17 protein-coding genes are annotated in these 20,480 nt (G+C 42.7%); 8 read left to right on the top strand and 9 right to left on the bottom strand.

Annotated elements, in window-relative coordinates; all coding sequences use genetic code 11:
* Nucleotides 1-8: 8 nt before the first annotated feature.
* The 3 genes from IHE35_RS07155 to IHE35_RS07145 all read right to left on the bottom strand — a co-directional run bounded on the left by IHE35_RS07155 (nt 9) and on the right by IHE35_RS07145 (nt 1,951).
* Nucleotides 9-479: an IS5/IS1182 family transposase gene (locus IHE35_RS07155; protein WP_004646477.1), complete on the bottom strand. Its 471-nt coding sequence runs from the start codon at nt 477-479 to the stop codon at nt 9-11.
* Entirely contained in the window at nt 427-822 is a 396-nt protein-coding gene (locus tag IHE35_RS07150; RefSeq protein ID WP_004646478.1) for a transposase family protein, read from the bottom strand. Before IHE35_RS07150 ends, IHE35_RS07155 begins: the two co-directional genes overlap by 53 nt.
* 121 nt (nt 823-943) lie before the next feature.
* Nucleotides 944-1,951: an OmpA family protein gene (locus IHE35_RS07145; RefSeq protein ID WP_242789927.1), complete on the bottom strand. Its 1,008-nt coding sequence runs from the start codon at nt 1,949-1,951 to the stop codon at nt 944-946.
* 165 nt (nt 1,952-2,116) lie between these two features.
* Between IHE35_RS07145 and IHE35_RS07140 the strand changes: the two genes are divergently transcribed.
* The gene (locus IHE35_RS07140) at nt 2,117-3,202 is read left to right on the top strand and encodes an amidohydrolase family protein (RefSeq protein WP_242789926.1); all 1,086 of its coding nucleotides are present in this window, start codon (nt 2,117-2,119) and stop codon (nt 3,200-3,202) included.
* 58 nt (nt 3,203-3,260) lie between these two features.
* Here the strand turns inward: IHE35_RS07140 and IHE35_RS07135 are convergent, their stop codons facing one another.
* On the bottom strand, nt 3,261-4,367 hold the full coding sequence (locus IHE35_RS07135; RefSeq protein WP_242789925.1) for a putative zinc-binding metallopeptidase: 1,107 nt from the start codon (nt 4,365-4,367) through the stop codon (nt 3,261-3,263).
* Nucleotides 4,368-4,873: 506 nt separating this feature from the next.
* On the opposite strand from IHE35_RS07135, the gene IHE35_RS07130 reads away from it, so the two are divergent.
* From IHE35_RS07130 to IHE35_RS07120, 3 genes are read left to right on the top strand one after another with little or no spacing between them, the layout of a single operon-like run.
* Entirely contained in the window at nt 4,874-5,317 is a 444-nt protein-coding gene (locus IHE35_RS07130; protein ID WP_242789924.1) for a transcriptional regulator, read from the top strand.
* Nucleotides 5,314-7,137 (top strand): allophanate hydrolase, encoded by a 1,824-nt coding sequence (gene atzF / locus IHE35_RS07125; protein WP_242789923.1) that lies wholly within the window; start codon nt 5,314-5,316, stop codon nt 7,135-7,137. The genes IHE35_RS07130 and atzF overlap by 4 nt, the downstream gene beginning before the upstream one ends.
* Nucleotides 7,134-8,156 (top strand): ABC transporter substrate-binding protein, encoded by a 1,023-nt coding sequence (locus tag IHE35_RS07120; protein ID WP_242789922.1) that lies wholly within the window; start codon nt 7,134-7,136, stop codon nt 8,154-8,156. The genes atzF and IHE35_RS07120 overlap by 4 nt, the downstream gene beginning before the upstream one ends.
* Nucleotides 8,157-8,214: 58 nt before the next feature.
* Here the strand turns inward: IHE35_RS07120 and IHE35_RS07115 are convergent, their stop codons facing one another.
* The 3 genes from IHE35_RS07115 to IHE35_RS07105 are packed head-to-tail and all read right to left on the bottom strand — an operon-like array spanning nt 8,215 to nt 10,393.
* A complete protein-coding gene (locus tag IHE35_RS07115; protein ID WP_242789973.1) occupies nt 8,215-8,547 on the bottom strand; it encodes a multidrug efflux SMR transporter in 333 nt (110 codons plus the stop codon).
* Between the two features lie 20 nt (nt 8,548-8,567).
* The gene (locus tag IHE35_RS07110) at nt 8,568-9,449 is read right to left on the bottom strand and encodes an ABC transporter ATP-binding protein (RefSeq protein ID WP_242789921.1); all 882 of its coding nucleotides are present in this window, start codon (nt 9,447-9,449) and stop codon (nt 8,568-8,570) included.
* Nucleotides 9,449-10,393, bottom strand: a complete 945-nt coding sequence (locus IHE35_RS07105; protein ID WP_242789920.1) for an ABC transporter permease — start codon at nt 10,391-10,393, stop codon at nt 9,449-9,451. The genes IHE35_RS07110 and IHE35_RS07105 overlap by 1 nt, the downstream gene beginning before the upstream one ends.
* Nucleotides 10,394-10,710: 317 nt before the next feature.
* Between IHE35_RS07105 and IHE35_RS07100 the strand changes: the two genes are divergently transcribed.
* A complete protein-coding gene (locus IHE35_RS07100) occupies nt 10,711-12,837 on the top strand; it encodes an HAD family hydrolase (protein ID WP_242789919.1) in 2,127 nt (708 codons plus the stop codon).
* A 65-nt stretch (nt 12,838-12,902) separates the two neighbouring features.
* On the opposite strand, the gene IHE35_RS07095 is transcribed toward IHE35_RS07100, so the two are convergent.
* Both IHE35_RS07095 and IHE35_RS07090 read right to left on the bottom strand, forming a co-directional pair.
* A complete protein-coding gene (locus IHE35_RS07095; RefSeq protein ID WP_242789918.1) occupies nt 12,903-13,907 on the bottom strand; it encodes an ABC transporter substrate-binding protein in 1,005 nt (334 codons plus the stop codon).
* 10 nt (nt 13,908-13,917) lie between these two features.
* Nucleotides 13,918-14,496, bottom strand: coding sequence for an ANTAR domain-containing protein (locus IHE35_RS07090; protein WP_242789917.1), 579 nt, complete (start codon nt 14,494-14,496; stop codon nt 13,918-13,920).
* A 397-nt stretch (nt 14,497-14,893) separates the two neighbouring features.
* Here IHE35_RS07090 and IHE35_RS07085 point away from each other — a divergent pair, with 397 nt between their 5' ends.
* Genes IHE35_RS07085 through nirD form a run of 3 tightly spaced genes read left to right on the top strand, consistent with a single transcriptional unit; the run spans nt 14,894 to nt 20,462 of the window.
* Nucleotides 14,894-16,240 (top strand): MFS transporter, encoded by a 1,347-nt coding sequence (locus IHE35_RS07085; protein WP_242789916.1) that lies wholly within the window; start codon nt 14,894-14,896, stop codon nt 16,238-16,240.
* Between the two features lie 40 nt (nt 16,241-16,280).
* Nucleotides 16,281-18,827, top strand: a complete 2,547-nt coding sequence (nirB, locus tag IHE35_RS07080; RefSeq protein WP_242789915.1) for a nitrite reductase large subunit NirB — start codon at nt 16,281-16,283, stop codon at nt 18,825-18,827.
* A 24-nt stretch (nt 18,828-18,851) separates the two neighbouring features.
* Nucleotides 18,852-20,462: a nitrite reductase small subunit NirD gene (gene nirD, locus IHE35_RS07075; RefSeq protein ID WP_242789914.1), complete on the top strand. Its 1,611-nt coding sequence runs from the start codon at nt 18,852-18,854 to the stop codon at nt 20,460-20,462.
* Nucleotides 20,463-20,480 lie beyond the last annotated feature (18 nt).

Raw genomic sequence — 20,480 nt, 5'->3', positions numbered from 1 at the left:
TTCATAAGTCATTTTTTACTCAGTTCCATATTGTAGATTCCAGCAATTAAATTGAATCTTAAACCCAGTCTTTTTCCTCGATTACGATATCGCTCAGCAAGGATTTTGAAGGTTTTTAAACTGCCAAATACATGCTCAATCCCAATTCTTCTTTTGTTGATTTCTTGATTATAGATTTTTAGTTCAGGATTCAATTTACAGCGCTTTTTTGCTTTTAATGGCAATAGGCTATTTGGATACACTGAGTAAATCCCTTGATAGCCTTTATCTGCAAGGATAAAGGCACCTGCCGGAATCTGATGCAAGTTTCGTTTGAAGAGTGCGAAATCATGTACAGCACCACGACTCGTGCATAAACTCAGAATTTGTTGAGTTCTATAATGAATGATGGCCTGTACTTTGAAAGTATGTGCCTTCTTTTTGCCACTATAGCTTTTCTTCTGTTTTTTTAGGTCTTTGTATTGGAATTTCTGTGGCATCAACAATCACCACGTTCCAGTCGATGCCTTCGCCCTTAGGTAAATGCTTCGGTAAATTAAATAGATTAGACTTGATCAGGCAGTCCTCTACATGACGGACAATTCTTGAAGCAGTCGGCTCTGACACACCATAACTAGTTGCAACATGGAACAATGTTCGATATTCACGCCAATAACTTAAGCACAGAAGGATTTGATCTTCTATGCTTAATTTGGTGGGTCTACCTTTAGCAGGAACATGCATTTTCAGTTGTTCCACCATTAAATCAAAGGTTGACCATGAGATGCCTGTGTATCGCTTAAACTGTGTTTCAGAAAGCTTTTTTGAATCGATGTATTTCATCCGCAGATTATGCATGAATATTTAAAATTCTTCGGTACAAATAATCAGCAAGAGACTGTTTGTTTTTTGATTTATGAAAGAGGCCTAATTATTTCATGGTTTTTAATCACGTCACTAAAGATTAAAATTTTACCAACTCCACACGACGGTTTTGTGCTTTACCTGCCTCAGTTGTATTGTCTGCCACAGGTTGCGTATCCCCAAAACCTTTTGAGTTTAAGCGAGTTGCTTCAATACCAGATTGGCTTAAGGCTGTGACCACACTGGCTGCACGTTGCTCAGATAAATTTAAATTGTGTGCAGCATCACCTGTATTGTCTGTATGACCATAGATCCCTAATTTTAAATCAGGATGGTCTTTTAGTAGCTGAATGATCTGATCTAATTGGGCTTGTGAGTCAGGTAAAATTTCGGCTTGATCTGTGGCAAAGTTAATTTGCACACTGACTTTATTGTCTTTGTCTAAACTGTGTTTAAGTTCATTGGCGCTGAGTGCCTTCGCCGTAATATTGACAGCTTTAGTTTCAGCAACCACCAAGCCCATATAAATGCCTGATTTTGCTAAATGAAACCAGATATTTTTATCGGCTTGGCGAATGACGTAGGTCTGTACAGCCTCATTATAAATATCGCCTAAACCTGAGTTAAAAAGCACAGCTGTATCTTTAGGAATTTGCTTGATGATTTCAGCAGGTATTTGACTGTTGGTGACTTCAACACCGCCTAAATCACGAATAACGCTTTGCAGGTTACGTTGTAACTCTAAAAAACCACCTTGTTTATAATCTGATTTTGCTGTGATGCCTGAACTAAAAACTTGCCCTTCGATCCACTCCAAAGATTGACCTGTCCAAAATGGCACACGTTCAAAATTGAAATTTTCAGTGTTTTGATACTGATAACCTTCAGGTAAGGCAATATAAGGAAATGCCCCCAAAGTGGCTGTTGAAATAGGCAGTGTATTGACATCAAAAACAGTTTCAGTGATGGCACTGGGCGCAGTATTGACTGTTGTTTCAGAGGCTGCTTGAGTCTCAGGTGTTTTTTCTGAGCTGGGCTGACTACAGCCAAAGAGAAAAGTAAAAGTGATTCCCATACTCAGGGCAAATACTGATTTTTTCATGGTCATGTCAATATCCTAAATTATTATCGTATCTAGCATGGTGGTTGTATTTTCGACAGTATAACCGAGCCTTATATCATTTCTATTGATGTTTTTGCTCATTTTTTATTCTTGAATTTTATGGTAATTCATCATATTTATAAATAAGTCGATAAATAAAGCATGGACAGGATGTTGAAAAATAAAACCAGATTAAATTTTGGGATCATTGATCCACATATTCATCAGTGGGATCCATATACCACACCACATGCTGCTGGTACCTTAGTCAAGCTATTTGGAAAATATCCCAAAATCATGCAGATGGCTGTAAATTTGGTCAAATCTAAGTCGCTTTTAGATACCGTTGGCGATCCACAATATGCCCTCAAACCGTATTTACCCGCAGATTATAAGATGGATCTCGCCGATTATCAGGTGGATGGCATCATTCATGTTGAAGCCAATTGGCATCATCATGAGGGTTTTGGTGTGGTTGAAGAAACCAAATGGATACAACAATTGGATTTTTCTGCACAGCATATCCAGCTTGCAGGTATTGTTGCAGCAGCTGATCCTAGAGATCCTCGCTTTAAAAATATTTTATTGGCACACCAAGCGAGTAGTCCTGTGTTTAAAGGTATTCGAAAAATGGCAGCTTGGCATGCCGATCCTGGTGTTTATAAGTGGGAAGAAAAACCACATTTATATACCAACTCACAATTTTTAAAAGGTTTTGAAACGCTTGCTGAGCTGGATTTGAGTTTTGATGCTTGGGTCTATTCAAACCAACTGTATGACATTACTGTGCTTGCCAAGTATTTCCCTGAAACGCGTATTGTGTTGGATCATTTTGCGACACCTGTAGGTTTATTTGGTGCTGTAGGAAAAATGACAGGTAAAACAGCAATTCAACGTGAGATTATTTATCAGCATTGGAAAGAGCATATCACTCACTTATCCAGTTTAAAAAATGTCTATATCAAATTTTCAGGTCTGATGATGCCTGTTTTAGGGCATCGTTATTTTGAACGTCACCGTCAAGCCACAGTTGAAGAAATTGTGCCGATGTTACAACCATTGGTTGATCATGTGATCGCATGTTTTGGGATTGATCGGGTGATATATGCTTCTAATTTTCCAATGGATAAATGCAATGTTCGTATGGATGATTTGCTACAAAGTTCAATAGAAATAATTGCACCTTTGGGTGATGCTGCATTACATAAAGTTTTTCTTCAAAATGCGATTGATTTTTATCGTTTAGATCTCAATTAGGCAGATTCAATCGGTGTTTTGCAAAATCTAGTTCAATACAACCATGAATCATCAGGTGCTATGACTGAACGGATAAATTTGTGCTTAGCGTTTCTCTTGATGAAAATGCTTTTTCTAAAACATGCCGATGAATGAAACGTAACTTATCTTTGACGGTTTCAGGCAACTTAAATGGATAAGCATCTTCTAAACCCATACTGCGATTCAGGGCGTTGAGATTAAAGGTCAATGTAATCCAATTTTCTAAAATATGCTCAAAATCTTGCCCACCAATTGGACTTTCTTTAAATGCCATCGGTTTTAAAGTTGAACCATTACCTTCAACTCGAAGCGTTGCATAATAAGCAGTTTCTAGCGTTTCCATCATATGTAAATAATGCGCCCACGTTTCTGCCCAATCTTCCCACGGATGTGCTGTAGCGTAGGAGCTAATAAAATTATCCTGCCAATTGTGCGGTGGACCTTGTTCATAATGTCTATTTAAAGCAGCGCTATAATCTTGGCGTTCATCACCAAAATACAGTCTAAACTCCTCTAAAAGTTCAGGATGCAAATATTGCATCACATCAAAATAATAATGCCCACTTTCATGGCGAAAATGTCCCAATAACGTGCGATAGTTTTCACCCATACTTTCACGTGTGGTTTCACGATGCACAACATCTGCTTCACTGGCATTTAAGGTAATTAAACCTGAAGCATGACCAGTCATCACGGGTTGCCCATCGACAGGCATTAAAAAATTAAAGCGCAAACCATAGACATCTTGATCATGGCGTTTAGGGCGGGGCATCATATTCATGCGCTGTGCCAAATATAAAAAACGACGTTTGGCTTTTTCTAAGCGTGCCCAATAAATAATATTTTGAGGGATTGAAAGGTCAGGGATGATGTGTGTCAGTTGGCATGATTCACAATACATCTGCTCACTGTCAGCAGGAATCACCCAATTACAACTTTGATAATGCAGGTAGTTATAACAAGGTTTAAAGGAGGTGATTTGAAAATTTGGATTTAATGCAGTCCAAAGTTGATCAGATTTTTTTTCGAAGCTAACGACTTCCTTTTCAACAGCAGCATAACCCAGTGTGATTTGGCAATGTTCACATATACTATGTTCGAAAAACACCTGATTTTTGCATTGAGCACATGCAAAATATTTCATATCAACACATCCATCTCATTTTATTGTTTTCAAACATTCATTCCACTTCAACGGATATGATTCATTTTTCGCCATCATAAATGAATTTAACCAAAATGCGCTAAAAAAAATCAAGCACGGTTCGGTTTGGCGCATTTTTTAAGCGTTTTTTAGGCTTTAGGACATCTTGGTTCATCAAAAATAGCTTTATTGCCTTTAAACAATGATTCAGAGCAATAAGAGCGACATTCATAAAATAATTAAAATATATAAACATTTGTTTTTAATAAATTTACTTAACAATAAATGTTCTTTGATCATCATCTTGGGATAAAAAATAATTTTGGCACATTTTCTGCATTTACTTGGGTAATACGAAATATTGATTTTGTAATACTCGGAACAGGAGATGTGAATGGACACTGCCAAAAAGACAAAAGCACCACATCCTTGGGTTCAATTTTTAATTGGACTTTTGAGTGTTCGTGCAGGTGCATATATCAAACAACAACCAAAGGAATCTCGCCGTGGCTAAGCAAAAGTTAGCTCGGATTAGCATTACCTTGCCAGAAAATACCCTTCATGCGATGGATCAGAAAATTGTCGATCAGCATTATGAAAGTCGCTCTCAAGCCATTGTCGATATGATCAATCATCATCTCATTGATGATTTAGCTGCGCATGATGAAGTGATGGTCGGCACTTTAACCTTGTTATATGACGTAAGTTTAAAAACATTACGTGCTCAGCTCATTGATTTACAACAACAACACTTAAGCCAAGTGATCAGCTCGCTGCATATACAACTCGATGATGACAAAGTCATGCAAGTGATGCTGATGCAAGGGGCAAGCTCTGATTTACGTGTTATCAGCGAACAATTTAAAGCACTCAAAGGGGTCATTAAAGGGCATCTAGAGCTTATGGATGCTGTGATGCCTCCCATCCCCCAAAACACAGAACATACATGAGGAGGATTACTGTGCAAAAGCTCTGGACGATTCAAGATTGGCAAAATGCTTATCAAAATCATACCTTTCAGCTCTGTGACTTAGTGAGCTATGTCGAAAATTTTTCGAATGAAGATCATGCATGGATTTCCATTGCATCAGCAGAACAATTGCAAGCGCAAATTAAGGCACTTCGTCAAAAAGATGCTGCGACATTGCCATTGTACGGCGTACCTTTCGCCGTAAAAGACAATATTGATGTGGCAGGATTTTATACCACGGCAGCATGTAAAGAAGCGGCATATTTAGCGACTCAAGATGCAAGCGTGGTTGCAAAATTAAAGCAAGCAGGGGCGATTGTGGTTGGAAAAACCAACTTAGATCAATTTGCAACAGGTTTGGTCGGCGTACGTTCACCTTATGGTGCGGTAAAAAATAGCTTTAATCCTGACTATATCAGTGGTGGTTCAAGCTCGGGGTCAGCCGTTGTGGTTGCTAAAGGACTTGTGCCATTTGCACTCGGTACAGACACAGCAGGTTCAGGTCGTGTACCTGGGGGATTGAATAGTATTGTAGGTTTGAAACCCACCAAAGGTTGGTTCTCAACCACAGGTTTAGTACCTGCCTGTCGAACTTTAGATGTGATTTCAATCTTTGCGTTGACGGTTGATGATGCTTGGACAGCGGCAAATTTGATGCAAGGATTTGATGTCAGTGACGACTATTCACGTCAGCATCCTCAAAATGTAGCGACACAATTTTCTAAGGCTAAAATTGCCATTCCAGATCAGTTGGAATTTTATGGGGATACAGCATCTGAACAGGCTTTTCAAATTGCAATTCAACGTGCGCAAGACTTGGGATATCAGATTGAAGAAGTTGATTTTACAGTCTTTAAAACATTAGCAGCAGCTTTATATAACCGATCTTGGGTTGCTGAGCGGACTTTTGCAGTGCAACAAAAAGTACAAGCTGAACAATGCCATCCTGTGATTGCCCAAATTATTTCTCAAGCAGATCAATTTAGCGCTGTCGATGCAATGCAAGATGAATATGAGCGTGCTGCATTGGCTCGTCAGATTCAAACGCTACTTGAGCCTTTTGATGCATTCATGGTACCAACAGCACCCACGGTTTATACCATCGCTGAAGTAGAAGCCGACCCATTGCTGAAAAATAGCCAGATGGGCGCATATACCAACTTTGTGAACTTTGCCGATTTATCTGCTTTGGCTTTACCAAACATCATTCGTCCCGATGGCTTGCCAAGTGGTGTGACGTTTATTGCACCTGCTTGGATGGATCAGGCATTGGCAAAATTTGGTCAAACATGGCAAAGCGCTGTGGCACTGCATCTTGGTACATCAGATCAAAACTATGGCAGCCAAACCAACATCGAGTCTGAGCATAGTGTGAAATTGGCTGTAGTCGGTGCGCATCTGACACAGATGCCATTAAATTTCCAACTCACCACACGTAAAGCCACATTGGTTCAAAAAACCCGCACAACAGCAAACTACGCATTATTTGCTTTAAAAAATACCACGCCACCAAAACCAGCTCTGCAATTCAGCAGGACAGGTCATTCTATCGAAGTCGAAGTTTGGGATGTACCTCGTGCGTTATTTGGAGACATTGTGGCGGAAGTGCCTGCACCACTCGGTATCGGCAATGTGCAATTGATCGATGGAACATGGGTCAAAGGCTTTATTTGTGAAGGTTATGCTTTAGAAGATGCCACAGACATCAGTCATTTTGGTGGATGGCGTGCCTTTATTCAATCTAAACAACTTTCAAACACTAAATTTAAATGTGAATGCATAGGGGAAGTAACACGATGATTAAAAAAGCCTTCCTGTCAGCATCTGTACTGACAGCAATTTTATTGGCAGGCTGTGACAATACTGCCAAAGTCCCAGAAGCTTCAAATAAAGCTGAAGGAAGCGTGAATACCAAACCAATCACTATTGGGTATAGCGACTGGCCGGGTTGGGTGGCATGGCAAGTGGCAATTGAAAAAGGATGGTTCGAAGAAGCAGGTGTCAATGTTGAATTTAAATGGTTTGACTATTCAGCTTCAATGAATGCATTTTCAGCCAATCAATTAGACGCAATTTCAGTTGCCAATGGTGATAACTTGGTGATTGCCTCAGGTGGTACCAAAGGTATCATGATTATGGCAACGGATTATTCTGCTGGTAATGATGTCATTATTGCCAAAAATGGCATCAATCGCATTGAAGATTTAAAAGGCAAACAGATTGCAGTTGAAAAAGGTCTCGTCGATCATTTGTTACTCTCGACAGCCCTTGAGGATGCCAATATTGCAGCATCAGACGTGACCTTAATCAACTCGATGACCAATGAACTGCCACAGGTGTTTAATACCTCTGATGTGGCGGCGATTGCGGTATGGCAACCGGTGGCCAACCAGGCGCTTAAAGCGGTGGCAGGCTCAAAAATTATCTATAGTTCTCAAGATAAATCAGGTTTGATCTATGACACTTTAACCGTCAACATGACGCACTTGGCGGCACATCAAGAAGAATGGAAAAAAATCATTCAGGTGTGGGACAAAACGGTCAAGTTTATTCAGGACCCTGCGACACATGATGAAGCTGTGCAAATCATGGCCAATAAAGTTGGAGTCGATCCAAAACAATACGCACAGTTTATTGGCGGAACGCATTTGCTTGATTTAGAAGCAAATAAAAAGGTCTTTCGTCAAGGCACAGGTTTCGATTCCATTTATGGATCAAGTTATCATGTCAATCAATTCAACGTCACCAATGGCGTATATACTACCAAGCAAGATGTTGACGGTTTGATTGTGCCGACCTTGGTCGAAAGTTTAAAATAAGCTGAACATAAAAAATCCCAAACCTTTGTTTGGGATTTTTTATATTTGAAATCAGGGACTATGAAATGTGTGTGCTATGTGAAAAAACCTGAATAATAAAAATGCCAGATACAATAAAAGCCATCCCAATCATTGCAGCAGTATCTAAATGCTGCTTAAAGAAGATCCAGCCCACGCTTGAGATAAAGACAATCCCTGCACCTGACCACATGGCATAGGTCATGCACATTGGAATGCTTTTCATGGTTAAAGATAAAAAATAGATGGCAATCAGGTAGCCCACACAAGTCACCATGGTCGGTTGCCAAACCGTAAAACCTTTCGACGCATGCAGGGCAGAGGTCGCAATGACCTCTGAAATGACAGCAATGGTTAAATATATATAAGCAATGCTCATCTAGAGGCCCCTGATTATTTAAGACTGCTGACTTTGGTCATGCGTGGAATGGATGGAAGATCTGCCAGAGCAGGATCCAGTTCATCTTCCTCAGCATGTACCAATTGATCAACATGTTGTCTTAACTGTTTAAATTCAGGAGTAAGCATGACGTCCGGATGGCGTGGTCGTGGTAAATTCACCTCAATAATTTCTTTGATTTCGCCAGGATTGGCTTTGAGTGCCACAATACGGTCAGCCAATAAAATTGCTTCATCCATGTCGTGTGTTACAAAAATGATGGTGATATCAATGTTTTTCCACAGGTCCATCAAGTGGCGCTGCATTTTTTGGCGGGTATGTGGGTCAAGAGCCCCAAAAGGTTCATCCATTAGCAAAATTTTGGGTTCATTGACCAAGGCGCGGGCAATCGCAACTCGCTGTTTCATCCCGCCAGAAAGTTCATGTGGATATTGGTTTTCATATTTTTCCAGACCAATAATATTGATCCAATTTCGTGCTTGCTCTTCAGCACTTGAATTGCTGTGTCCTTTCATTTGGGGACCAAACATCACATTTTCTTTGACAGTTTTCCATGGAAATAAAGTATAGCCTTGGAAGACCATGCCACGTTCAGGACTTGGGCCGGTGATCGGCTGACCATCAACTAAAATTTCTCCGCTTGTATAGGGATCTAATCCTGCAACCACTCGGCTAAAAGTGGACTTTCCGCAACCCGAAGGACCAATTACACAGATAAACTCGCGTTTATGAATTTTTAGATCTAATGCATTTAAAACGGTACGTTCTGTTTTGCCATGACTGAATTTTTGGGTTAATTGTTTGGCCTCTAAAATCACTGGACGGCTATAAATATGGTCAAAATAGTCACGGGCATTGAATTCGGTGTTGTGCATTAGTTCGCTCCTGGTTTCCATTTAAAGAGGCGTTGACCTAATTTCATTAAGATCACATCACAGATCAGACCAATGACGCCAATAATTAAGATTGCAGCAAAGACATTGTCGAAGTTTTGGTAACGGGCTTGTTGGGTAATAAACCAGGTGATCCCGGAGGTGCTGCCAATCAGTTCAGCTACGATTAAATAGGTCCAGGCCCAGCCGAGTAAGACACGCAGATTGCGGTAAATTTCAGGAAATGCGGCTGGAATCACCACATGAAACAGGCTTTTCATTTTATTGGTGCCCAAGGTAAAACCGGCTTCAATCAGGCTACGATCGACCAAACGGGTTGTATTGGCAATAATCAGGATTTGCTGGAACAAGGTTCCAATCACAATGATGGCTATTTTTGGTGCATCATTGATTCCTAATATCGCAACTGCAAGTGCACCAAAGGCAGGGGCAGGCAAATAACGGAAGAATTCAACAAAGGGTTCTGTGAGTTGAGACAGCTTATTGGAGAAACCACATAAAATACCAAGTGGAACACCAATCAGAGATGAAATAAAGAAGGCTGTGAAGACTAGCTTGATACTGTGCCACAGGCTTTCATGGAACCAGAGTGCATTGGCCTGAGCAGGTGGTGTAGTGAAGGCAGTTACTAGCGCCTGTGCAACTTCATGCGGTGCTGGCAAATAAATCGGATTGACCAGAATGCCTTGTGGTGGGGAAAGACCTTGATCTACTGCGGACTGTGCGGCTGAGAAAAAGGTATTCTTATCAATACGGCTATCGACCTGTAAATAGGTCGTACTACCGGAATCGGTAATCTGAACTTGTGGATGCCAGATAAATGGCAAATAGCTGACCGCACACCAGATCAGAATTGGTATTAAAAAAGACCCCAAGCCAAACAGCAGTTTATTTCTTTGACTGAGTTCACGTGCAACGTAACTCATAGTGTTGCCCCTCAATATTACAATTTTTATAAAACGTAATACTGATTAAGCAAAATGAATGCCATGCTGAGCGGAAACATTTAAAATGTTAAAATAATCTTATATTTCAAAAGAAAATTTAAAACGATAGGCAGAGTTAATGGCTTACTTAAGTTAACATCCTGATTACATGTAGAAACATAAATAATAGTATTTCAATCTTTATTGATTATTTTACAACCAGAACTATTTCATATCTTTACATTGGTTTAATTCGATCCAGCTTTTCTTTAAGGTATTGCTCACTTCTTAACTCATTGAATTATAAAAGGGGAGCAATGCTGGAATTTAAAAATCAAATCGTACACGGCGCAATTTTCGATATGGATGGAACCATGTTTGATACGGAACGCTTGCGCTTTCAAACCTTGCAACAAGCTTCACGTGAGCTGATCGGCGTCGAATTTTCTGAAAATTATTTAATGCAGTGTTTGGGCCTCAGTGCCCGTAGTGCAGAGCAATTGGCCAAAGAGCGTTATGGACAGGACGTGCCCTATGCCGAGATTCGCCAGCGTGCCGATGTACTGGAACTGGAACATGTACGTCATCACGGTGTTCCCATTAAAAAAGGTTTATTGCAGGTATTGGAACGCTTACGTAAGGCAGGCCTGAAAATGGCGGTAGCGACCTCAAGTCGACGTGCGATCGCAGAAGAATATCTGATCAATGCCAATGTCTATAAATTTTTTGATGTACTGGTGTGTGGCGATGAGATTAAGCAGGGGAAACCTCATCCGGAAATTTTTATCAGTGCAGCCGAAAAAATCAATTTAAGCCCGGCTCAATGCCTGATGTTTGAAGATTCTGAAAATGGCCTGCGATCTGCCTATGATGCAGGTGGTATGACGGTGCTGTTCAAGGATATCAAAATACCGAACGAGTCCATGCTGGAACAGGCCCAGTATTATTATGAAACAGTCGAAGATTTTTTGACGGAACTGAACCAGTTTGTTCCGGTTCTGGACATGCCGGAACTGGATACTGCTTTTCCGCAAACACTCAATCAGCTGACTGTCGGGATTCATGGTTTTGGTGCAATTGGGGGCGGTTATCTGGCTCAGGTGTTATCACACTGGGATGGCTATACGCGTCCACGCAAAATAATTGCTTCGACACGTAATCCACTCTATCAGTCTGCCGTTAATGCGTTTGGCACCTATTGCATTCGTTATGGTCAGAACTCTTTTGACCAGCGTATTGAAAATATGAGTGTGATTGATGCGCATGATCTGGAGCAAATGCAGAACATGTATATTGAATCCAGTCTGGTGGCAGTCTGTGTCCCTGAGGAAGCGCTGGTTTCTGAAGCAGAAGTAATTGCACAGGGTTTATATGCGCGATACTTGGCCTACGAGCAGCAGGAACAGCCGCTGACGCTGTTAATTATCCTAAATAAAATCGGGGCCAAACAGCTGGTGATGCAGCAGATTCTGAGCCGTCTGAAACAGATTACGGATGAACAGACAGCGCAGCACATTATGGATCAGCATTACTTCTGTGACACTGTGGTCAACCGTATGGTCTCCAAACTGTCCGACCAGAAACTGTACCGTCAGCTGCGCATCAAATACAACATGTTCAAGCAGTATCAGCTGGATGAAGATCTGTCCGTAGTGGATCTGGATGATTCTACAGCCCTGAATGCAGAGCAGGAACATCAGGCGGGCTTATATATTGAAGACCTGCGCCGTAATTTCCAGCCGAGTCATATTCTGCAGTCGATGGACCTGATTCTGTTTAATGCCGAAACGGATATGCCAATCTATGTGGAAAATAACAGTCCATTATTGGCTAAAATGCGCCAGATGATTCTGGTAGATGATATTGCCAATATCCAGCTGATTAAAAACCGCTTATGGAATGGTGTACATGCGATGATGGCGTGGTATGCCAGCCTGCGTGGTCATCAGACCATTGGCGTAGCCATGTCAGATCAGGCAGTCAGAAAATTTATGCACCAGGCCTTAGCTCAGGTGAAGCATGGTCTCTGCTACCAGATTCCAAAACATGCCTCAGACCTGGAACGTCTGGCACAAAGTTTCACTGAATCTTGTGCCTATGCTTATCAGGATCCATGTGCACGTGTAGGACGTGAACCCTTAAGAAAGCTGGAACACAATGAACGGGTTATGGGTTCATTATTGACCTTGCTTAAATATAGCTTGCCATTTGATGTGGTTTTAAAAGGCGCAGTGCTGGGTTATGTCTATGCCCTAGAACAGGGTGAATGCGAGCAGCAGGAACTTTTGATGCATTTGCAGATTCAGTTAAGACATATGGCATTAGAGCCGCAGCTTTATGAGACTTTGTATGATGAAATGTCACAATTCATCAATCAGATTATTGCTGGAAAATTGTCCTTGCAGAAATTTATGCAACTGGATTTACAGCAGGTAGTAAGCTAAATAAAACGTTAAATAAAAAAGACCCGGAATTTTCCCGGGTCTTTTTTATGGGAATATACAAAGTATTAAACAGTGCTAGATTCTTGTTGATAAATACAGGATTTCGCAATCTGTAGCTGATCATCCACTGACAGATCAAGATTTTCCCATTTCTGCATCTGCTGCAGGAGCCAGATAAAATCATCGACTTTCGGTTCGGCACTTTTCCCAACAAAATTCCGGATAATATTCTTGATCTTGTAAAAGTCATAGACATGCCGCTGGGCGGAACATTCAAACTGAATAATCTGATAATCTACCAGCATGTCCCATACTTCGGAAAGATCTGGGCGCTGTTTTAAATCTGCTTGCGCTTTCTGGACAGCAGTCACCAGCGCTTTCACTGTGCATGGATGCTGTTCTGCCCATTCCTGGGTCATGGCCAGAACTTTATCTGCAACTTTGGGAATCACGTTCTGGCTGGAAGCGACAATAAAGCTATGACCTTCAATCTGTGCCTGAATATTCCAGGGTTCACCCACACAAAAACCATCAAAAATATGCTGGGCGATACCTTTTACCATTGAAGGTGGCGGTGAGGTCAGCATAGGCAGGTTTTTAGCAAAATCCGGATCAGTCAGTGCCAGCCATTCACGTAAACAGAAATGATGGATTGAATACTTATATACATGTGCCAGATTGACACGTTTATTTGCTTTTAGTGCCTGTACCAGCTTTTGCGAGCTGGTTTTTTCATCTACATCCTGGTGCAGATCCAACGCATAGCATAGCTCCTGACGCAGACTGATAAAGGCTTGATTAATACTAAGTACTAACGGCGTTTGCAGATTGGCTTTGAGTTGGTCCTGTCCAAGTGCTGCAGCAGGTAACATGGCAGACAGGCAATGCGCAGCATCTAAAAAGCCATAAGCCAGACGATCGCGCAAACTTGCCCACGACGCCTCACGGATCAAATTAACTTTTAACCCCTCTTCTAGAAAATAGCCCTGTTTTTCCGCCCATAAAATCGCGACACAATCGAGCAAGGGAATAAAGCCGATATTAATTTCATGCTGTTCTAGTTCAGACATTTTTTTCTCCTTATTCACCCGATAATAGTTTCTGTGCATCCAGCAGACGTCTTGCCATTTCGCCCAGGGTAATGCGGTGGCTCATGGCATTTTTACGCAGCAGGGCAAAGGCCTGTTCCTCTGTCATGGAATGCAGCTGAATCAGCAAGGATTTGGCTTTATCGATATCCCGGCGATCAGCCAGTTTGTCCTGGGTTTCCTTGAGATCATTAAGCAGCTTTTTATGCTTATGAAATTGCTCAATGGAAATCTCCATGATGCTATTCAGCTTGCTAGGATCAATACCATCGACAATATAGGCCGTCACACCGGCATCAATCGCACTCTTGATGGTGTCCTTGCTGGAGTTCTGGGTAAAAAGAACCGTAGGTAATTCATACTGGCTGACGCAGCTTTCGATGATGTCTCGATGGGGATGATCCATATTTAATAAAATGACATCTGCTTGCAGATTCTTGACATGCACCATGCTCAGATCATGAACGATCAGGCAGGCAACGACGATAAAATCATGCTCGGTTAAAGAATTCTGAATAAATTCAGCACGCTCGGCATTGTCATCAATGAGTGCAATTTTAAGTTTTGGCATATTACAGCTTTATTTTGATCCAATGATCATTACATCTTAAGCGCACTTATATGCAATTTTTGCGCCAGCTATTTGCTATATACAGCAGGCTTTGCTGCATGTTTATGGTTCCTTTTCGTGCATAAGCTTTGAAACGGTGCAATCTCATGCATGACGTAGGGAAATTCAATGGCTATAAAATAAGGTAGATCAGCTCTTTATCACTTAAAAAATAAGTAAAAAGAATCTTTTTTATAAAATTGGCACAGATCCTGCTAAATATTTACTCAGATAAATGTATTAAGTCAAAGACGACCGATACATGAAGATTTAAACGGCCAACGATGTCCGTTCTGTTCGATTCTGACCTGTTAAAGCACCAGGCCAGGGTAGTTATAACGTTCAGTTCTGGAGGAAGATGGTCATGTCTTCAAATTTACATGCTCAAAAAGCAACAAAAATAAGTCTATTCAATTTTTCCAGCGCAGCGATGCGGGCCTTCCATATGAGCTGGCTGGCATTCTTTGTCTGTTTCTTTGCCTGGTTCGCCTGTGCACCGCTGATGCCTGTGATCGCGGGTGAATTCAGCTTAACCAAAGATCAAATCGCCAATATCAATATTGCAGCAGTCGCGATCACCATTCTGGTTCGACTGATTGTCGGTCCGCTATGTGACAAATATGGTCCACGGAAAACCTATACCGCCTTACTCGTACTCGGCAGTATCCCGGTCTTTGGTGTGGCCTCTGCGAATAGCTATGAATCCTTTCTGTTTTTCCGCTTACTGATTGGCGCCATTGGTGCCAGTTTCGTCATTACCCAATATCACACCAGCATCATGTTTGCACCCAATGTTGTAGGTACGGCAAATGCAACCACTGCAGGCTGGGGTAATGCCGGTGGTGGTGCGACTCAGGCTTTGATGCCTTTACTTCTGGCAGCGCTTGTCATGTTTGGTGTTGAGCAGGCGATGGGTTGGAGAATTGCACTGATTGTGCCAGGTGTGATGATGGTGATTGTCGGGATCCTGTACTGGAAACTGACTCAAGACTGTCCACAAGGCAACTTTAACGAATTACGTGCGCAAGGCATGAGCATGGGTAGCGACAAAAAAGGTGGCATGGCGATTCTGCTACATGCAGCAAAAAACTACCGTGTCTGGATTCTGTTTGGTGCCTATGCAGCATGTTTCGGAATTGAAATCTTCATCCATAACATCATCGCTCTGTACTACGTAGAAAACTTTGAATTTGGTCTAAAAGAAGCCGGTATGGCGGCAGGTATCTTCGGTTTACTGGCGCTGTTTGCCCGTGCACTGGGCGGCATCATTTCAGACAAGGTGGCATTGAGCAAAGGTCTAGATGGTCGCACCAAAGTACTGTTTCTGATGATCCTGCTAGAAGGGGTATTTCTGGTCGTATTCTCGCAAATGAACAGCGCTATGTTGGCCATTCTGACCATGACCATTTTTGCACTATTTACCCATATGGCCTGTGGCGCAACCTATGCCCTGGTACCGTTTATTGATCGTGATGCACTTGGTGGTGTTGCCGGAATTATTGGTGCGGGCGGTAATGTCGGCGCAGTTGCAGCAGGCTTCCTGTTGAAAGGCATGCTGGACATTCAGACCACACTGATGGTGCTGGGTGGACTGGTGGTGATAGCAGCAAGCTGTGTATTGATGATCCGCTTCTCGGTTGAGCATAAAGCCAAAGAGCAAAAGCTGTATGAAGAAGCTGTCCTTGAACGAAACAACCTGGCTTAAAACACAAGATACAAGATTTAGAAAATTTAGGAGAAGGAATATGAAACTGGTAATGATTGGCCATGGCATGGTAGGGCACAAATTTATTGAATCTGTGCTTGAGCATGCAGGTGATGACGTTGAAATCACGATTCTGGCAGAAGAGCCGCGTCTGGCTTATGACCGTGTACATTTAACTGAATATTTCACTGGAAAATCAGCCAAGGATTTAACCCTTTGCCGTAATGACTTTGCAGATGCGTATGGAATAGATCTGCGTTTAAGCACTAAAGCGACTGCAATCGATACTGTTAATAAAACAGTCACCACTAATCATGGCGATGTGATTGCTTATGACAAACTGGTTTTAGCTACCGGCTCCTATGCTTTTGTTCCACCAATTCCAGGCAACGACCGTGAAAACTGCTTTGTTTACCGTACCATTGAAGATCTGGATGCCATTCGTGCAGCCAGCCTGAATGCCAAAAACGGTGTCGTGATTGGTGGTGGTTTGCTGGGTCTGGAAGCGGCAAAAGCGTTGCGTGACCTGAATCTGGAAACGCATGTGGTCGAATTCGCACCACGCCTGATGGCAGTACAGATTGATGACCTGGGCGGTAAAGTATTACGCAGCAAAATCGAAGATCTGGGCGTAAAAGTCCATACTCAAAAAGCAACTTCGTCTATTGAAGATGGTGTCAATACCAAGCACGTGATGAAGTTTGGTGATGGCGCTGAACTGGAAACCGACATCATCCTGTTCTCTGCAGGGATCCGTCCACGTGACGAACTGGCACGTCAAAGCGGCCTGGCGATTGGTGAGCGCGGCGGGATCATGATCAATGATTATTGCCAGACTTCGAACCTAGACATTTACGCGATTGGTGAATGTGCGCTGTGGAATAACAAGATTTTTGGTCTGGTTGCGCCAGGCTATGACATGGCACGTATTGCTGCGAAACATGTACTGCAAGAAGAATGTGCAGCATTTGCTGGCGCAGACATGAGCACCAAGTTGAAACTGATGGGAGTTGATGTTGCATCAGTGGGTGATGCACATGCCATGACACCAGGTTCACTCAGCTACTTCTATGCCGATGAAGCGGCACAGATCTATAAGAAAATTGTGGTCAATGCTGAAAAGTCCAGACTGCTGGGTGCTGTACTGGTCGGTTGTGCCAAAGAATATAATGACCTGCTGCAAATGATGCTGAATGGTCTGGAAATTCCAGAAAATCCAGAAAGTCTGATCATGCCAGGCTTTGATCAGGCAGCAGCGAAAATGGGTGGCAGCGGGGTAGATCTACTGCCAGATAGCGCAACCATCTGTTCATGTAACAACGTTTCTAAAGCGGATATCTGTTCTGCGATTGCCGATGGTTCAACTTCTCTTGGTGCCCTGAAAAAATGCACTAAAGCCGCAACGGCTTGTGGTGGCTGTGCACCGCTGGTGACGCAAGTCCTAAAATCTGAATTACAACGTCAAGGCGTTACCGTAAATAACCATCTCTGTGAACACTTCGCTTATTCACGCCAAGAGCTGTATCACCTGGTGCGCGTTAATGAAATCAAGACTTTTGATGATCTGATCCAGCAACATGGTCATGGTCTGGGCTGTGACATCTGTAAACCTACAGTAGCCAATATTTTGGCATCTTGCTGGAACGACTTTGTGCTGAAACCAAGTCATGCCGGCCTGCAAGATAGCAATGACTACTATTTGGGTAATATCCAGAAAGATGGTACTTACTCGGTGGTACCGCGTATGGCAGGTGGTGAAGTGACACCAGATGGACTGATCGTGATTGGTCAGATTGCCAAAGAATATGGTCTGTATACCAAACTGACGGGTGGTCAGCGTGTCGACATGTTTGGTGCGCAAGTCCATCAATTACCAGAAATCTGGGAAAAACTGATCAATGCCGGTTTTGAATCAGGTCATGCTTACGGTAAATCCTTACGTACGGTGAAATCTTGTGTAGGTAGCACTTGGTGCCGTTTTGGTGTTGATGATTCTGTAGGCCTAGCGATCTATCTGGAAAACCGCTACAAGGGTCTACGCTCTCCACACAAATTAAAAATGGCAGTTTCTGGCTGTACCCGTGAATGTGCTGAAGCACAAAGTAAAGACGTCGGTGTGATCGCGACTGAAAAAGGCTGGAACCTGTATGTCTGCGGTAATGGTGGAATGAAACCACGTCATGCAGAACTGCTGGCCTCTGATCTGGATACCCAAACCTTAATTAAATATATCGACCGCTTCTTCATGTTCTATATCCAGACTGCGGACCGTCTGCAACGTACTTCGGTATGGCGAGATAACCTGGAAGGTGGTCTGGAGTATTTGAAAGATGTCGTTGTGAATGACTCATTAGGGCTGGCAGCAGAATTAGAACGTCGTATGGAACATGTCGTGGGTACTTATCAGGACGAATGGCGTACTGCGATCGAAGATCCTGAAGTTCGTAAACGCTTCAAAACCTTTATTAATGCCAAAGCTGAACAGCAAAATGATCCTTATGTTCAATTTACTGAAGTACGCGGCCAGATCCGTCCGAAAACTGAAGCTGAACGCGATATCACCCGTATTCCAGTAGTGGAAGCCTGATTCAAAGCATAAGGAAGAAAGAATATGACCATTTTAAAAGATATGAATGAACTGAATTGGGTTGAAGTGTGTGCACTGGATGACATTATCCCAAATACAGGTGTAGCGGCATTGCTGGAAGATCAGCAAATTGCTTTGTTCCGTGTCGGTCATGAAAAGCGTGTTTATGCGCTGAGTAACCAGGATCCTTTTAGTAAAGCATTTGTGATGTCACGCGGGATTCTGGGCGATCTGCAAGGTGAGCGCGTAGTGGCTTCACCGATTTACAAGCAGCATTTTAGTCTGGCAACTGGTCGCTGCCTGGAAGATAAAGACCAGAAGCTGCTGGTTTTTCCAAGCAAGATTGAGAGTGGCAAAGTCTGGATTAGTCCAGTGCCACAAAAAACCTATATCACCAATAACGGCGTTTCGCCTGAAAAAATGAAACTGGTACTGATCGGTAATGGTCTGGCAGGCATGCGCTGTCTGGAGGATCTGCTAGATATGGCGCCAGACCGCTATGAAATTACCGTAATTGGTGAAGAGCCTTGGGGGAATTACAACCGCATCATGCTGTCACCAGTATTGTCCGGCGAGAAAACGATAGATGACATTATGCTGCATCCGCATGCCTGGTATGCCGACAAAGGCATTCGCCTGATTGCCGGCGATCCGGCAGTCCGCATTGATCGTCCGCGTAAACATGTTTATACCGATAAAGGTGAAGTGATCAGTTATGATCGCCTGATTTTGGCAACCGGTTCCAAACCATTTGTTCCACCAATTCCAGGTAGTGATTTAAAAGGCGTACTCAGCTTCCGTGATATTTATGATGTCAATACCATGCTGGATTACTGCAAGACCCGGAAAAATGCTGTCGTCATTGGCGGAGGACTTTTAGGGCTGGAAGCGGCGTATGGCCTGAAACAGCAAGGCATGAATGTGACGGTGTTGCACTTAACAGACCGCATTATGGACCGTCAGCTGGACAGTAAAGCTAGCCAGATGCTGAAAACAGCAATTGAACAGAAGGGCATCTGTATCCTGACCGAAGCCAATACCGAAAGTTTGGTCGGTGAAAATGGTCATGTGACTCAAGTCAAACTCAAAGACGGCACTGTACTGGATGCTGATCTGGTGGTCTTCGCCGTGGGGATCCGTCCAAATATGGCTTTAGCCCAAAGCGCGGGCTTGCGTTGTAACCGTGGTGTATTGGTCAATGACACTATGCAGACTTTTGACCCAAGTATTTATGCTGTGGGTGAATGTATTGAACATCGAGGTCAAACTTTTGGTCTGGTTGAACCACTTTGGGGCCAGGCGTTCATTTGTGCATCACATCTGGCCGAGCATGGCAGTCTGATGTTTAAGGCTCCAACTGTACCAACCCAATTAAAAGTGAGTGGCTGTGATGTATTCTCGGCAGGTGACTTCGAGCCCAAGGATGATTTTGAAGATATCGTGCTAAATGACGAGAAACGTCAAATCTATAAACGCATTATTATTCAAAAAGATAGAGTTATTGGGACAGTATTGTTTGGCGATACTGAAGATGGTGCATGGTATGCCGAGCTGATTGCCGATCAGACACCGATCACTTCGATTCGAAATAAACTGCTTTTTGGTCGGGATTTTGCATTGAAAAAAGCAGGTTAATCGGATAATTCTCCCCCA

This window comes from Acinetobacter sp. ASP199 (assembly GCF_022700675.1).
GTDB lineage: Bacteria > Pseudomonadota > Gammaproteobacteria > Pseudomonadales > Moraxellaceae > Acinetobacter.
Note: the sequence above shows the minus strand (reverse complement) of the source record. Positions and strands in the feature narration are given on the sequence as shown.

Excerpts from the sequence above, each read along its gene's own strand:
- IHE35_RS07155 (WP_004646477.1), bottom strand. The coding sequence starts at position 479 with ATGCCACAGAAATTCCAATACAAAGACCTAAAAAAACAGAAGAAAAGC.
- IHE35_RS07150 (WP_004646478.1), bottom strand. The coding sequence starts at position 822 with ATGAAATACATCGATTCAAAAAAGCTTTCTGAAACACAGTTTAAGCGA.
- IHE35_RS07145 (WP_242789927.1), bottom strand. The coding sequence starts at position 1,951 with ATGACCATGAAAAAATCAGTATTTGCCCTGAGTATGGGAATCACTTTT.
- IHE35_RS07140 (WP_242789926.1), top strand. The coding sequence starts at position 2,117 with ATGTTGAAAAATAAAACCAGATTAAATTTTGGGATCATTGATCCACAT.
- IHE35_RS07135 (WP_242789925.1), bottom strand. The coding sequence starts at position 4,367 with ATGAAATATTTTGCATGTGCTCAATGCAAAAATCAGGTGTTTTTCGAA.
- atzF (WP_242789923.1), top strand. The coding sequence starts at position 5,314 with ATGAGGAGGATTACTGTGCAAAAGCTCTGGACGATTCAAGATTGGCAA.
- IHE35_RS07120 (WP_242789922.1), top strand. The coding sequence starts at position 7,134 with ATGATTAAAAAAGCCTTCCTGTCAGCATCTGTACTGACAGCAATTTTA.
- IHE35_RS07110 (WP_242789921.1), bottom strand. The coding sequence starts at position 9,449 with ATGCACAACACCGAATTCAATGCCCGTGACTATTTTGACCATATTTAT.
- IHE35_RS07105 (WP_242789920.1), bottom strand. The coding sequence starts at position 10,393 with ATGAGTTACGTTGCACGTGAACTCAGTCAAAGAAATAAACTGCTGTTT.
- IHE35_RS07100 (WP_242789919.1), top strand. The coding sequence starts at position 10,711 with ATGCTGGAATTTAAAAATCAAATCGTACACGGCGCAATTTTCGATATG.
- IHE35_RS07095 (WP_242789918.1), bottom strand. The coding sequence starts at position 13,907 with ATGTCTGAACTAGAACAGCATGAAATTAATATCGGCTTTATTCCCTTG.
- IHE35_RS07090 (WP_242789917.1), bottom strand. The coding sequence starts at position 14,496 with ATGCCAAAACTTAAAATTGCACTCATTGATGACAATGCCGAGCGTGCT.
- IHE35_RS07085 (WP_242789916.1), top strand. The coding sequence starts at position 14,894 with ATGGTCATGTCTTCAAATTTACATGCTCAAAAAGCAACAAAAATAAGT.
- nirB (WP_242789915.1), top strand. The coding sequence starts at position 16,281 with ATGAAACTGGTAATGATTGGCCATGGCATGGTAGGGCACAAATTTATT.
- nirD (WP_242789914.1), top strand. The coding sequence starts at position 18,852 with ATGACCATTTTAAAAGATATGAATGAACTGAATTGGGTTGAAGTGTGT.